The 14,594-nt window shown below is 45.0% G+C and carries 7 protein-coding genes, 1 tRNA gene and 3 rRNA genes; 10 read left to right on the plus strand and 1 reads right to left on the minus strand.

Going from position 1 to position 14,594, the window contains the following annotated elements; all coding sequences use genetic code 11:
* Positions 1-77: 77 nt before the first annotated feature.
* The 10 genes from MHH52_RS00430 (at position 78) to MHH52_RS00475 (ending at position 12,786) form a co-directional block, all read left to right on the plus strand.
* Positions 78-1,635: ribosomal RNA gene (locus tag MHH52_RS00430) — 16S ribosomal RNA — on the plus strand.
* Positions 1,636-1,898: 263 nt separating this feature from the next.
* A 23S ribosomal RNA gene (locus MHH52_RS00435) occupies positions 1,899-4,827 on the plus strand.
* Positions 4,828-4,956: 129 nt separating this feature from the next.
* A 5S ribosomal RNA gene (gene rrf / locus MHH52_RS00440) occupies positions 4,957-5,073 on the plus strand.
* Together the 16S, 23S and 5S rRNA genes form the textbook arrangement of a ribosomal RNA operon.
* A gap of 433 nt (positions 5,074-5,506) precedes the next feature.
* Entirely contained in the window at positions 5,507-6,964 is a 1,458-nt protein-coding gene (guaB, locus tag MHH52_RS00445) for an IMP dehydrogenase (protein ID WP_340005988.1), read from the plus strand.
* Positions 6,965-7,125: 161 nt separating this feature from the next.
* The gene (locus MHH52_RS00450) at positions 7,126-8,487 is read left to right on the plus strand and encodes a D-alanyl-D-alanine carboxypeptidase family protein (RefSeq protein WP_340009425.1); all 1,362 of its coding nucleotides are present in this window, start codon (positions 7,126-7,128) and stop codon (positions 8,485-8,487) included.
* A 90-nt stretch (positions 8,488-8,577) separates the two neighbouring features.
* Positions 8,578-9,459 (plus strand): pyridoxal 5'-phosphate synthase lyase subunit PdxS, encoded by an 882-nt coding sequence (gene pdxS, locus MHH52_RS00455; protein ID WP_340005990.1) that lies wholly within the window; start codon positions 8,578-8,580, stop codon positions 9,457-9,459.
* Positions 9,460-9,478: 19 nt separating this feature from the next.
* A complete protein-coding gene (pdxT, locus tag MHH52_RS00460) occupies positions 9,479-10,075 on the plus strand; it encodes a pyridoxal 5'-phosphate synthase glutaminase subunit PdxT (protein ID WP_340005992.1) in 597 nt (198 codons plus the stop codon).
* 73 nt (positions 10,076-10,148) lie between these two features.
* Positions 10,149-11,435, plus strand: a complete 1,287-nt coding sequence (serS, locus tag MHH52_RS00465; RefSeq protein WP_340005994.1) for a serine--tRNA ligase — start codon at positions 10,149-10,151, stop codon at positions 11,433-11,435.
* A gap of 68 nt (positions 11,436-11,503) precedes the next feature.
* Positions 11,504-11,592: transfer RNA gene (locus MHH52_RS00470), tRNA-Ser, on the plus strand.
* 132 nt (positions 11,593-11,724) lie between these two features.
* Positions 11,725-12,786, plus strand: a complete 1,062-nt coding sequence (locus MHH52_RS00475; protein ID WP_340005996.1) for a tyrosine-type recombinase/integrase — start codon at positions 11,725-11,727, stop codon at positions 12,784-12,786.
* A 433-nt stretch (positions 12,787-13,219) separates the two neighbouring features.
* On the opposite strand, the gene MHH52_RS00480 is transcribed toward MHH52_RS00475, so the two are convergent.
* On the minus strand, positions 13,220-14,359 hold the full coding sequence (locus MHH52_RS00480) for a hypothetical protein (protein ID WP_340005998.1): 1,140 nt from the start codon (positions 14,357-14,359) through the stop codon (positions 13,220-13,222).
* Positions 14,360-14,594: the final 235 nt, after the last annotated feature.

Genomic DNA, 14,594 nt, shown 5'->3' on the forward strand with positions numbered 1-14,594 from the left:
CGAAAGTGAAATCCAAAATTAGAGAATTAATTTTCTCGTCAGATGTTTCAAAATGAGCATATCGCTCTTTTCAATACTAATTGGAGAGTTTGATCCTGGCTCAGGACGAACGCTGGCGGCGTGCCTAATACATGCAAGTCGAGCGGAGTTATTTTGAAAGCTTGCTTTCAAAATAACTTAGCGGCGGACGGGTGAGTAACACGTAGGCAACCTGCCCCTTAGACTGGGATAACTACCGGAAACGGTAGCTAATACCGGATAATTTCTTTTTTCTCCTGAAGAAAGAATGAAAGACGGAGCAATCTGTCACTGAGGGATGGGCCTGCGGCGCATTAGCTAGTTGGTGGGGTAACGGCCCACCAAGGCGACGATGCGTAGCCGACCTGAGAGGGTGAACGGCCACACTGGGACTGAGACACGGCCCAGACTCCTACGGGAGGCAGCAGTAGGGAATCTTCCGCAATGGGCGAAAGCCTGACGGAGCAACGCCGCGTGAGTGATGAAGGTTTTCGGATCGTAAAGCTCTGTTGCCAGGGAAGAACGTCCGGTAGAGTAACTGCTATCGGAGTGACGGTACCTGAGAAGAAAGCCCCGGCTAACTACGTGCCAGCAGCCGCGGTAATACGTAGGGGGCAAGCGTTGTCCGGAATTATTGGGCGTAAAGCGCGCGCAGGCGGCTATTTAAGTCTGGTGTTTAAACCTTGGGCTCAACCTAAGGTCGCACTGGAAACTGGGTGGCTTGAGTACAGAAGAGGAAAGTGGAATTCCACGTGTAGCGGTGAAATGCGTAGATATGTGGAGGAACACCAGTGGCGAAGGCGACTTTCTGGGCTGTAACTGACGCTGAGGCGCGAAAGCGTGGGGAGCAAACAGGATTAGATACCCTGGTAGTCCACGCCGTAAACGATGAGTGCTAGGTGTTAGGGGTTTCGATACCCTTGGTGCCGAAGTTAACACAGTAAGCACTCCGCCTGGGGAGTACGGTCGCAAGACTGAAACTCAAAGGAATTGACGGGGACCCGCACAAGCAGTGGAGTATGTGGTTTAATTCGAAGCAACGCGAAGAACCTTACCAGGTCTTGACATCCCTCTGAATCCACTAGAGATAGTGGCGGCCTTCGGGACAGAGGAGACAGGTGGTGCATGGTTGTCGTCAGCTCGTGTCGTGAGATGTTGGGTTAAGTCCCGCAACGAGCGCAACCCTTAACTTTAGTTGCCAGCAAGTAATGTTGGGCACTCTAGAGTGACTGCCGGTGACAAACCGGAGGAAGGTGGGGATGACGTCAAATCATCATGCCCCTTATGACCTGGGCTACACACGTACTACAATGGCCGGTACAACGGGAAGCGAAACCGCGAGGTGAAGCCAATCCCATCAAAGCCGGTCTCAGTTCGGATTGCAGGCTGCAACTCGCCTGCATGAAGTCGGAATTGCTAGTAATCGCGGATCAGCATGCCGCGGTGAATACGTTCCCGGGTCTTGTACACACCGCCCGTCACACCACGAGAGTTTACAACACCCGAAGTCGGTGGGGTAACCCGCAAGGGAGCCAGCCGCCGAAGGTGGGGTAGATGATTGGGGTGAAGTCGTAACAAGGTAGCCGTATCGGAAGGTGCGGCTGGATCACCTCCTTTCTATGGAGAATCGTTTCCTGCAATGGAAACATTCAAATCGGAAGTTTAACTTCCAAATCTCGGGTTTAGGCCTGTTACTCACTCGTTGCTCAGTTTTGAGAGTTTAAGCTCTCATTTTTAAACTTGATCCTTGAAAACTGGATACCGAAACGAATTTGCGTTTTAGAACATCTTTTAGCAACTTGTGTAAACAAGTAAATGTTATTAGTGAGATGATTCCAAAAGAAATGTCATTGTATGATATTTTCCTGCGGAAAAATCAAGGTTAAGCTAATAAGAGCACACGGAGGATGCCTAGGCGCCAGGAGCCGACGAAGGACGTGGCGAACAACGAAACTGCCTCGGGGAGCTGTAAGCAAGCTTTGATCCGGGGGTGTCCGAATGGGGAAACCCAGCTGTGGTAATTCGCAGTTACTCATCTCTGAACACATAGGAGATGTAGAGGCAGACCAGGGGAACTGAAACATCTAAGTACCCTGAGGAAGAGAAAACAATAGTGATTCCGTCAGTAGCGGCGAGCGAACGCGGAACAGCCTAAACCTAAGAGCTTGCTCTTAGGGGTTGTGGGACGTCTCACATGGAGTTACAAAGGAATATGGTAGGCGAAGAGGTCTGGAAAGGCCCGCGATAGAGGTAAAAGCCCTGTAGCCTAAACTGTGTTCTCTCCGAGACGGATCCCGAGTAGTGCGGGGCACGTGAAACCCCGTATGAATCCAGCAGGACCATCTGCTAAGGCTAAATACTACCTGGCGACCGATAGTGAAACAGTACCGTGAGGGAAAGGTGAAAAGCACCCCGGAAGGGGAGTGAAATAGAACCTGAAACCGTGTGCTTACAAAAAGTCAGAGCCCTATCTATGGGTGATGGCGTGCCTTTTGTAGAATGAACCGGCGAGTTACGTTTAACATGCAAGGTTAAGTCGAGAAGACGGAGCCGCAGCGAAAGCGAGTCTGAATAGGGCGATTTAGTATGTGGACGTAGACCCGAAACCGTGTGATCTACCCCTGTCCAGGGTGAAGGTGCGGTAACACGCACTGGAGGCCCGAACCCACGCATGTTGAAAAATGCGGGGATGAGGTGGGGGTAGCGGAGAAATTCCAATCGAACTCGGAGATAGCTGGTTCTCCCCGAAATAGCTTTAGGGCTAGCCTCGGTATAAGAGTAGTGGAGGTAGAGCACTGATTGGTTGCGGGGCCCGCAAGGGTTACCAAGATCAGTCAAACTCCGAATGCCATATACTTATTGCCGGGAGTCAGACAGTGAGTGCTAAGATCCATTGTCAAAAGGGAAACAGCCCAGACCATCAGCTAAGGTCCCCAAGTGTGTGTTAAGTGGGAAAGGATGTGGAGTTGCACAGACAACCAGGATGTTGGCTTAGAAGCAGCCACCATTGAAAGAGTGCGTAATAGCTCACTGGTCGAGTGACTCTGCGCCGAAAATGTAACGGGGCTAAACACACCACCGAAGCTATGGCTAGATACGTATGTATCTGGGGTAGGGGAGCGTTGTATGTGGGTTGAAGGTGTACCGTAAGGAGCGCTGGACAGCATACAAGTGAGAATGCCGGTATGAGTAACGAAAAGATCAGTGAGAATCTGATCCGCCGAAAGCCCAAGGTTTCCTGAGGAAGGCTCGTCCGCTCAGGGTAAGTCGGGACCTAAGGCGAGGCCGAAAGGCGTAGTCGAAGGACAACAGTTTGAAATTACTGTACCACCGTAATCCGCTATGAGCGATGGGGTGACGCAGGAGGGTAGTGACGCGGACTGATGGATATGTCCGTCTAAGCAGTGAGGCTGATGTGTAGGCAAATCCGCACATCATTAAGGCTGGGCTGTGATGGGGAGCGAAAATTATAGTAGCGAAGGTCATGATCTCACACTGCCAAGAAAAGCCTCTAGCCAGGAGAAGGTGCCCGTACCGCAAACCGACACAGGTAGGCGAGAAGAGAATTCTAAGGCGCGCGGAAGAACTCTCGTTAAGGAACTCGGCAAAATGACCCCGTAACTTCGGGAGAAGGGGTGCCCCGGTAGTGTGAATAGCACGAGGGGGCCGCAGTGAAAAGGCCCAAGCGACTGTTTAGCAAAAACACAGGTCTGTGCGAAGCCGCAAGGCGAAGTATACGGGCTGACGCCTGCCCGGTGCTGGAAGGTTAAGGGGAGTGGTTAGGGGTAACCCGAAGCTATGAACCGAAGCCCCAGTAAACGGCGGCCGTAACTATAACGGTCCTAAGGTAGCGAAATTCCTTGTCAGGTAAATTCTGACCCGCACGAATGGCGTAACGACTTGGGCGCTGTCTCAACGAGAGATCCGGTGAAATTTTAATACCTGTGAAGATGCAGGTTACCCGCGACAAGACGGAAAGACCCCATGGAGCTTTACTGCAGCTTGATATTGAATTTGGGTACGATCTGTACAGGATAGGTGGGAGCCGTAGAAATCGGAGCGCAAGCTTCGGTGGAGGCGCCGTTGGGATACCACCCTGATCGTATCTAGGTTCTAACCTAGTACCCTTACCGGGTACGGGGACCGTGTCAGGCGGGCAGTTTGACTGGGGCGGTCGCCTCCTAAAGAGTAACGGAGGCGTTCCAAGGTTCCCTCAGAATGGTTGGAAATCATTCGAAGAGTGCAAAGGCATAAGGGAGCTTGACTGCGAGACCTACAAGTCGAGCAGGGACGAAAGTCGGACTTAGTGATCCGGTGGTACCGCATGGAAGGGCCATCGCTCAACGGATAAAAGCTACCCTGGGGATAACAGGCTTATCTCCCCCAAGAGTCCACATCGACGGGGAGGTTTGGCACCTCGATGTCGGCTCATCGCATCCTGGGGCTGAAGTAGGTCCCAAGGGTTGGGCTGTTCGCCCATTAAAGCGGTACGCGAGCTGGGTTCAGAACGTCGTGAGACAGTTCGGTCCCTATCTGTCGTGGGCGCAGGAAATTTGAGAGGAGCTGTCCTTAGTACGAGAGGACCGGGATGGACGTACCGCTGGTGCACCAGTTGTTTCGCCAGAAGCATGGCTGGGTAGCTACGTACGGACGGGATAAGCGCTGAAAGCATCTAAGCGTGAAGCCCCCCTCAAGATGAGATTTCCCAATTAGTAAGACCCCTTGAAGACGACGAGGTAGATAGGTTGGAGGTGGAAGTGCAGTAATGCATGGAGCTGACCAATACTAATCGGTCGAGGGCTTATCCTATACTTAAAACGCAAATTCAATTCGGATTCAGTTTTCAGGCATCAAGCCTGTAACACGCTAAGAAATTCATTCACACTTCTGGTGATGAACGAAATTTCACGCGGACAGCGTCTGTTTCACAGACGCATGTTTGGTGGCGATAGCGGAGGGGTTCCACGCGTACCCATCCCGAACACGACCGTTAAGCCCTCCAGCGCCGATGGTACTTGGACCGAAGGGTCCTGGGAGAGTAGGACGTTGCCAAGCACGTAAGACCACTGTTGAGTAATCGACAGTGGTTTTTTTGTTGTATTATTGAAGAATTCATTAGGGTTTATTTTGAGATACTACATTAGAGGTAAGCGTGTAAGCGTAGGTGATGACAATGGTAGAATGTATAATTTAACCAACCAATGTCCACTGTATATGGACAATAGTCCAATAATTCGCTTACTCGGGAGTCGTTTTTTGAATACCTACTCTGATGATGTAATGTTCTTGACAGTCCAAATACCCTTTGCTAAGATGGCAATAATATATTTTTGGATAAGCATCACAAACCTAAATTGAAGATATGAACTTGTTCTACTTCCAGATGTACAGAGTTGTCTGTCGTGAATGGACTAAAAGTCGAAGGTTCTTCTTTTATAAAGTTTGTAAGCGGGTATAATTTAAAATCAACCGAGGAGGAATGACCCAGGTGTGGAAAGATAAGTTTGGTAAAGAAGGTCTAACTTTTGATGATGTGCTACTGGTTCCGCGTAAATCTGAGGTACTGCCGAAGGAAGTAGATTTGACTACAGTTCTAAGTAAGAATGTGAAGTTGAACATCCCGCTTATGAGTGCAGGTATGGACACAGTCACAGAAGCGGCTATGGCCATTGCTATTGCTCGTGAGGGTGGTATCGGGATTATTCACAAGAATATGCCTGTAGAGCAGCAAGCGGAAGAAGTGGATCGTGTGAAGCGTTCAGAGAGCGGAGTTATTACTAACCCCTTCTCTCTTTCGGCAGAACATTTAGTATCTGATGCTGAACTACTGATGGGTAAATATCGCATTTCCGGAGTACCGATTGTAGATAGTGACAACAAACTGGTCGGCATTCTAACTAATAGAGATTTACGTTTTATTCATGACTTTAATATTCCAATTAAAGAAGTTATGACTCATGAGAATCTCGTGACTGCTGCTGTAGGTACGACACTTCAAGAAGCAGAAGGCATCTTACAACGTCATAAGATTGAGAAATTGCCGCTGGTGGACGAGAATAACGTTCTTAAGGGCCTAATCACAATTAAAGATATCGAGAAGGCTATTCAGTTCCCTAACGGAGCGAAAGATGCACATGGCCGTTTGCTAGTTGGAGCAGCTATTGGTATCTCTAAAGATACATTCGAGCGTACTGCTGCATTAGTGAAATCAGGCGTAGATCTGATCGTCGTTGATTCAGCACATGGTCACCATATTAATATTATTGAAGCCGTTCGCCAAATTCGTGAGTTGTATCCTGATCTTACGATTGTTGCTGGTAACGTGGCTACAGGCGAAGCAACCCGTGAACTAATTGAAGCTGGTGCTTCTGTAGTTAAAGTAGGTATTGGACCGGGATCTATCTGTACAACACGAGTTATCGCTGGTATCGGTGTTCCGCAGGTTACAGCCATTTATGATTGTGCAACGGTTGCTCGTGAGTACGGAGTTCCTATCATCGCTGACGGCGGAATCAAGTACTCCGGTGAAATTACCAAGGCTATTTCCGCTGGTGCCCATGCAGTAATGATGGGAAGTATGTTTGCGGGTACAGAAGAAAGCCCAGGAGAATCGGAACTTTATCAAGGCCGTAAATTTAAAGTATATCGTGGTATGGGCAGTATGAGTGCCATGAAACAAGGTAGTAAGGATCGTTATTTCCAGGATGACGATAAGAAGCTTGTTCCTGAAGGAATTGAGGGTCGTATCGCTTTTAAAGGGCCTCTTTCGGATACCGTTCATCAATTGATTGGCGGACTGCGTTCGGGTATGGGCTACTGTGGTACCAAGTCGCTCGAAGAACTTCGGAATGACACTTCTTTCATTCGCATCACAAGTGCTGGACTTCGCGAAAGCCATCCACATGATGTGCAAATTACGAAAGAAGCGCCAAACTATTCCGTGTAATGGACTAGAAAGACTATTTTTTGGACAGACAGGACTATTTCGTCCTGTCTGTCTTTTTTTGCGTGTACCCCTGTGTTAGAATAGAACAAGCTATTGATATGAGGTTTAAAGGAGAGTAGTAATCATTGAAGCACAAGCAGAAATTTAACGGTAAGCAATTTATGATTAAGACAGCCACAGTAGGTCTACTTTTAAATATGTTAATGAATCCTGCAATTCCAGCATTGGCTGAGGCAGGTAAGACTCCAACAACTACAGAATCCGGTACTACAACTAATGCTACAGCAACTAAAGCAACCAATGCAGTGAAGATACCTTCTGTGGACACACTCGGTTTGAAATTGAAATCGGCGGTGTTGATCGAGCCAACAACAGGTGAGGTATTGATGTCCTTGAATGCAGATGTACCTTTGCCGCCTGCAAGTATGACCAAGATGATGACGGAATATCTTGTGGCAGAGGCAGTGAAAAACGGACAACTCTCATGGGATCAAAAAGTGACAATACAAGAAAATGCCGCTAAGCAAACCGGATCGCGTATTTATTTAGCAGCAGGTGACGTACACACAGTAGAAGAATTGTATATTGCGATGGCTGTTGGATCTGCGAATGATGCGACAGTAGCACTGGCAGAGCTTGTATCCGGCTCAGAACTCGAATTCGCAAAACTTATGAATCAGACAGCGCAGAAGATGGGTATGAAGACTGCTCACTTTATTAACTCTACAGGACTTGATAAGGCCGATATGCCGAAGGGATTTCAGCCTGCTGAGGATGGAGAAACTGTAATGTCAGCAATGGATGCAGCTATCCTTGCTAAATTTATCGTTACTGAGCATCCTGATTTCACTAGATTTACTACGATTCAATCTTATAAATTCCGTGAACGGGACAAAGCTCCAATCATCAACTATAACTGGATGCTGGAAGCTAACAAGAGCATCGCCAACTTCAAGGCTTATGCTTATCCAGGCTTGGATGGTTTGAAGACGGGTCATACCTCAAGTGCAGGTAACTGCTTTACAGGAACCGCTGTACGGGATGGAATGCGATTGATTAGTGTTGTTATGGGCGCTAACTCTGAGGCACATCGTTTTACTGAAACGAAAAAAGTACTAGATTACGGATTTAATAATTTTGAAATCAAACAGGTTGTAGCCCCTAAAGCAGTGATAGCCGGCAACGAAACTGTGCCAGTCCTCAAAGGGAAAAATAAAGAGGTGCCTGTAGTTACGGATGAAGCAGTATCTTTTATCGTCCCTAAGGGAACAACCGCCCCTCAAATTAAAACAACTGTTGAAATAAATGATCCAGCAACTTTAGTTGCTCCTATAGCACAATCTGCTAAAGTGGGTAAGGTCACTTATTCCTACCAAGTTGAAGGCATGTCTGATGTTCAGCAGAAGACGGTAAATCTGATTACTGCTGAAGAAGCGGAGAAGGCTGGTTGGTTTAAGCTATTCCTTAGAGCCATTGGAGATTTCTTCGGCGATTTGTTTACTGGGATCAAAAACTTGTTCTAATGAATTTAACGAGTAAGTGGATTGTATATTTCCCTTCATTGGGGTAAAATTACAAGTTAGATTAAGATAGATCATTCGGGGGGCTAGGACATGGAAACAGGAACATCGCGGGTTAAAAGAGGCATGGCGGAAATGCAAAAAGGCGGCGTCATTATGGACGTCATGAATGCAGAACAAGCAAAGATTGCTGAGGCTGCGGGTGCAGTAGCTGTTATGGCTTTGGAACGCGTGCCTTCTGATATTCGAGCAGCTGGCGGTGTAGCACGGATGGCCGATCCTACAATTGTAGAAGAGGTTATCAAAGTGGTAAGTATCCCTGTTATGGCTAAGGCTCGTATCGGCCATTACGTAGAAGCGAAGGTCCTGGAATCCTTGGGTGTTGACTATTTGGATGAGAGTGAAGTTCTTACTCCTGCTGATGAAGTATTCCATATTAATAAACGTGAGTTCACCGTTCCATTCGTATGTGGAGCAAAAGACTTGGGAGAAGCCTTGAGACGTATTAATGAAGGTGCATCCATGATCCGTACGAAAGGTGAACCAGGAACAGGTAACATTGTTGAAGCAGTGCGTCATATGCGCTTTATCAACAGTCAAATCCGCAAAGTAACCAATTTGTCCAAGGACGAGCTTTATAACGAAGCTAAGAACCTGGGAGTTCCTTACGAGCTGCTGCTTGAAGTACATGAGCTTGGTAAGCTGCCGGTTGTTAACTTTGCTGCTGGTGGTGTAGCAACTCCTGCCGATGCTGCCCTGATGATGCATCTAGGTGCGGATGGTGTATTCGTAGGCTCGGGTATTTTCAAATCGGACAATCCTGAGAAATTTGCGCGTGCGATTGTTGAAGCTACTACACACTATACTGATTACAAACTGATTGCTGAAGTATCCAAGAACCTTGGTGCACCAATGAAGGGGATTGATATTGCAACTCTAACCCCGGCTGAACGTATGTCGGAGCGTGTTCGTTAATAGAGAGAAGGTTGCCCGGATGAAAATAGGAGTGTTGGCGCTTCAAGGCGCTGTTACGGAGCATATTGTTAGTATAGAGAAGACCGGAGCAGAGGGCGTGCCTATCAAGCGTGTAGAGCAGCTTGAGGAGGTGGATGGCCTAATTATCCCCGGCGGTGAAAGTACAACGATTGGTAAGCTGATGCGAAAATACGGCTTCATTGAAGCAATACGTGATTTCTCCAATCAGGGAAAGCCGATTTTTGGAACATGCGCGGGTATGATTGTTCTGGCCAAACGAATCGCCGGTGGGGAACCAGGGCATCTGGAGCTAATGGATATTACAGTGGCCCGGAATGCATTCGGTCGTCAACGGGAAAGCTTTGAATGTGATCTGGATGTTAAAGGAATTGATGAGCCAGTGCGTGCTGTTTTTATACGTGCACCGCTTATCAACGAGGTAGGCCCGGGAGTAGATGTGCTTACAGTCTATAATGATGAGATTGTAACTGCGCGGGAGGGTAACCTGCTGGTGTCTTCTTTTCATCCAGAATTGACCGATGATTTCAGACTGCATCAATATTTTGCTGATATGGTAGAGGCTACTAGGCAAGTGCAACAACAGAATCACATATAAGAACATCCTGACTCTTTCAAAGCTGTAAGCAGCAATTTGAAAGAGTTTAGGCTGTTTTCAGGAGGGAAACTTTGTGTTAGATGTAAAAGTATTACGCAGTGATTATGCTCGAGTTGAACAAGCTTTAGAGAAACGGGGTAAATCACTGGATTTGATTGCTGATTTTCCACAACTTGATCTGCGCAGACGTGAATTACTGCAAGAAACAGAAGGTCTTAAGAACCGTCGCAATACGGTATCGGGTGAAGTAGCGAAGAAGAAAAAGAATGGTGAGCCAGCAGATGACCTAATTGCAGAAATGCGTACGGTATCTGACCGAATTAAAGAGCTTGATGACGAAGTACGTGAACTGGAAGTTCAGATTGCTGAACTTACTATGAGTATTCCGAATATTCCTCATGATTCAGTTCCAGTAGGTAAGTCCGAGGATGATAATGTTGAATTGCGTCGCTGGTCGGAGCCAAAAGAATTCGGATTTACTCCGAAATCACACTGGGAGCTTGCGCAGCAGCTCGATATTATTGATTTTGAAGCTGCAGCTAAGGTTACGGGATCTCGGTTTGTTTTCTATAAAGGACTCGGAGCACGTCTAGAGCGGGCGCTAATTAACTTTATGATGGATCTTCACAGTGGTGAGCATAACTACGAGGAAATGCTGCCACCTTACATTGTGAATAAAGACAGCTTATACGGAACAGGACAACTTCCTAAGTTTGAAGAAGATCTGTTCAAGCTACGTGATACCGAATACTATTTGATTCCTACAGCGGAAGTACCAGTAACGAACTACTATCGCGAAGAGATTTTAACGGCAGCAGACTTACCTAAGTATCATGTTGCATACAGCTCTTGTTTCCGTTCTGAGGCGGGCTCTGCGGGTCGTGATACTCGTGGTTTGATTCGTCAGCATCAGTTCAACAAGGTAGAGCTGGTGAAGCTTACCACACCTGAATCCTCTTACGAGGAGTTAGAAAAAATGACAGCAGATGCTGAACGTGTGTTGCAGCTTCTGGGATTGCCTTATCGTGTACTAGGGCTATGTACGGCTGATATGGGCTTTACATCGGCTAAGACGTACGATTTGGAAGTATGGCTACCTGAGAGTGGAATGTACCGTGAAATCTCTTCTTGCTCAAATACGGAGGACTTCCAAGCGCGTCGGGCAAATATTCGTTTCCGTAAGGACCCAAAATCCAAGCCTGAATTTGTTCATACGCTGAACGGATCTGCTTTGGCTGTTGGACGCACTGTTGCTGCAATTCTTGAGAATTATCAACAAGAAAATGGCAGTGTTCTGATTCCGGAATGTCTACAACCGTATATGCGCAATGTAAAATCGATCCAACCTAAAAATATTTAAGAATATAGTTGCTTTTTCTTTGCGTTGTATGGTACAATTCCTAATGCATGTGAAATTTATATGCATTTGGAGAGGTACCGAAGCGGTCATAACGGGGCGGTCTTGAAAACCGTTAGAGTGCAAGCTCACGTGGGTTCGAATCCCACCCTCTCCGCCATTCTTTTAAATGTCCGCTATATAAGATATTATGGCGATTATGATTGAAACGCACTTGACTGTTGAACAGCGGTCTAGTGCGTTTTTTTGTGTTCATGACCGTTAGAGGAAAATCTAACGGGAGGTACTCAATATGAATGTGAACACAGGAAAAACAGCCCATAAAAGAGGGCGAAGAAAGAATAATTTAGATTTACCACAACGGTTGTTAGACCGTCTGACTTCTTCGGTCTTGGAAACGCCTCGCTCCACACTTCAAGAAGCCGAGAAACCTCGTTCTGAGACGTTAACACTGGACAAGTTGTTTAACCGCTACTATGCCGCAAGGCAAGCGGCAGGGGCGGCAGAGCGCACCTTAGAAGACTACAGGAAGCATATGAACTGGTTTCGGCGTTTCTTAGCAACGGAGTACAGCGGTCTTGATAACTTTGTACCTAACCGTGATGTCATCCGTGTATGGATTTCATCTATGTTGACGGTGCAGAGGTTGAAGCCCTCAACAATAAATATCAGATTACGTACAGTTAAGGCAATGTTCAATTGGGCTATAAGTGAAAGAATCATAAAAGAATCTCCATTTGAGAATGTAGAGTTATTGAAGGTACCTGAGGAAGATTTCCAAGTAATTTCAAAGGCACATGAGAGGAAGCTCTTCAATTGCTGTGAATTGACTACCTTCTTGGGATTGCGTGATGCATTATTGATGTCTTTTCTGCTTGATACAGGGGTACGTATTGGGGAGTGTATGAGAATTTTTGTAGAGGAAGTTGATTTACAGAATCGCTCTGCTTCCGTACGTGCAGAATCAGCTAAAACTAGAAAAGCGCGGACAGTTTACTTTGGAGTAAGAACCCAAGAGCTATTGGTTATTTATCTCGCTTGGCATGAGATGAACGGACAAGCTCCAAACTTATTCCTAAATGAATATGGTCAGCCATTAGATAAGAATTGGGCAACCAGATGTATTAGCTACATCGGGAAGAAGGCAAAGATTACGGGAGTTCGTATAAGTCCTCACACATTCCGACATACGTTTGCAACTCGTTATATAAAGGCAACAGGTGACCCATTTTCATTACGAAGATTACTTGGGCATTCCTCAATGGAGATGGTCAATCGTTACGTTAATCAGGATGCCACCGATGTTCGTGAGCAATATGAGAAGTTCGTGAAAAGAGGAATTGAGCAATGGTAACTACACGAACTGTATGGTTGGCTAAGGACGCTAAAGTTAGCGCTACCAAACTTGTAGAACTGGTATGAGTGCGTTATTAGCTTGCTCAGGAGCATGGCAGCAAAGACACTATTCCTGAACGCAGAGGAGCCATACAAGCTGAAATTGAGCATCTGAAAGTGGAAGTTGATTAGTTATTAAGGTTATGTGATAGGAATGTGTATTTAGAAGTTGGAACGGTCATATCAATTCAAGGATGATTGTAAGTGTCACTATCATTAACTTTAATTATTGCATGACACCAACAAAAAAACTTGCGCAATAACACAAAGAAGACTACTTCATAAGAATCTAAGTAGTCTTCTTTGTGTTATTGTCAGTCATCTTCTTCATTCTCTTTAGCTACAATCACTACAAATTCTAAGGGGAAAGTTCATCTAATAAAACTCAGATTTTATTGAGAGATATTATTAACCCAAAGTGGATTGATGATATCTTTGTTTAATTCCAATGATTTATTAACGATACTATAATTGAAACTGTGATAATTCTTTAGTATTCCGTTGTTTCTGACATAAAGAGATAATAGCATTTTACATACTATATCCCTTTTTAGAATATCCCTTTCCCATAAATAGAGGATATTGATACCAAAATGTCTTGAAATATATGTTTGTTTTCTTTTATCACGATGGATACCTTTTAATTGAGTAGCATTTACATTAGATAATTGATATTTTTGAGGGTTAGCATGCCAGTAATCCCCCATAGTCTCAATAGCTAAATGAAGTAGAATTAAATAGTGGTCTATAGAGTAATATCCCATGGTTTTCTCGGCTTCAGACTCAATATGTAAATCCTTTAAAAACCTCTCTACATTTTTTTGTATATTGGATTCCTTTTTAATAATCCCATTCTGTAACATTTGAAGTATTCTTATTCTTGATGGTTCAATTAACTCAGGTCGCTTTTTACCAAACATAGGCGATTTATCTCCAACATAAAACTTACTTCTAAATATGGAATAACAATTTCTTGAACAAAAATGATGATTATTTCTTTCCTGTTCGAAATCAGTAACTGCCAATTCTTTTTTGCATTCACTACATTCCATTATAGTTCTCTTATAATAAGGACTTGCTTCTCCAGATAGATTTTTGGACTTCCAAGTCCAATAACAATCAGGTGAGCAAAAGTGTCCGTTTATATTTTTCTTAAATACACTCATTGGTATAGAAATTGAATAGCCGCAATCCAAACATTTAGTGGAAACATGTGGTTTAGATGGATTGGGATTATACTTATCGTTAGATTTAGACATAAAACCATTTCTACACTCATGATTACAAAAATTATAATGTTCTCTAAGTAGTGACTTTTTTTTACTGATTACTTTTGTGCAATAGCTGCATATTACTTGTGTGTAGCACTCCTTCCTAGCATGTATGTTTTTGTATTCAGTACTTTTTTGCCATTCGATTTGACAATCTTTCTTACAAAAGAATCGTTTAGTCTTCTTTAAACGATATGGTTGAATAATAACTGGGTCATTGCAGGTGTAACAATTTACTTCTACTTTTTCTTTTCTTTTCATATGAATCACCTATTTAGCCTGTAAGTTGCTTATATAGTGTGCAATCCACAGAAATATATTCAAATTATCAAGAACCCACAAAAGTAGTAATAGAATGCTAAAGAAAGTACTATTTATTTTAAAGGTTCATTTCGAGTTTATGACGCGAACTACGCTGCATTTCCAAAAACTGCGCTATGCGTCCTATATAGAATATATACACACCCAATGATAATTATATAGATAACTTGTATAC

Origin of the sequence: Paenibacillus sp. FSL K6-0276 (genome assembly GCF_037977235.1) — a bacterium.
Classification (GTDB): domain Bacteria; phylum Bacillota; class Bacilli; order Paenibacillales; family Paenibacillaceae; genus Paenibacillus_AQ.

What these genes read in the sequence shown, in the direction of transcription:
- MHH52_RS00450 (WP_340009425.1), top strand. Translation starts at nt 7,126, where the DNA reads ATGATTAAGACAGCCACAGTAGGTCTACTTTTAAATATGTTAATGAAT.
- pdxS (WP_340005990.1), top strand. Translation starts at nt 8,578, where the DNA reads ATGGAAACAGGAACATCGCGGGTTAAAAGAGGCATGGCGGAAATGCAA.
- pdxT (WP_340005992.1), top strand. Translation starts at nt 9,479, where the DNA reads ATGAAAATAGGAGTGTTGGCGCTTCAAGGCGCTGTTACGGAGCATATT.
- MHH52_RS00475 (WP_340005996.1), top strand. Translation starts at nt 11,725, where the DNA reads ATGAATGTGAACACAGGAAAAACAGCCCATAAAAGAGGGCGAAGAAAG.
- MHH52_RS00480 (WP_340005998.1), bottom strand. Translation starts at nt 14,359, where the DNA reads ATGAAAAGAAAAGAAAAAGTAGAAGTAAATTGTTACACCTGCAATGAC.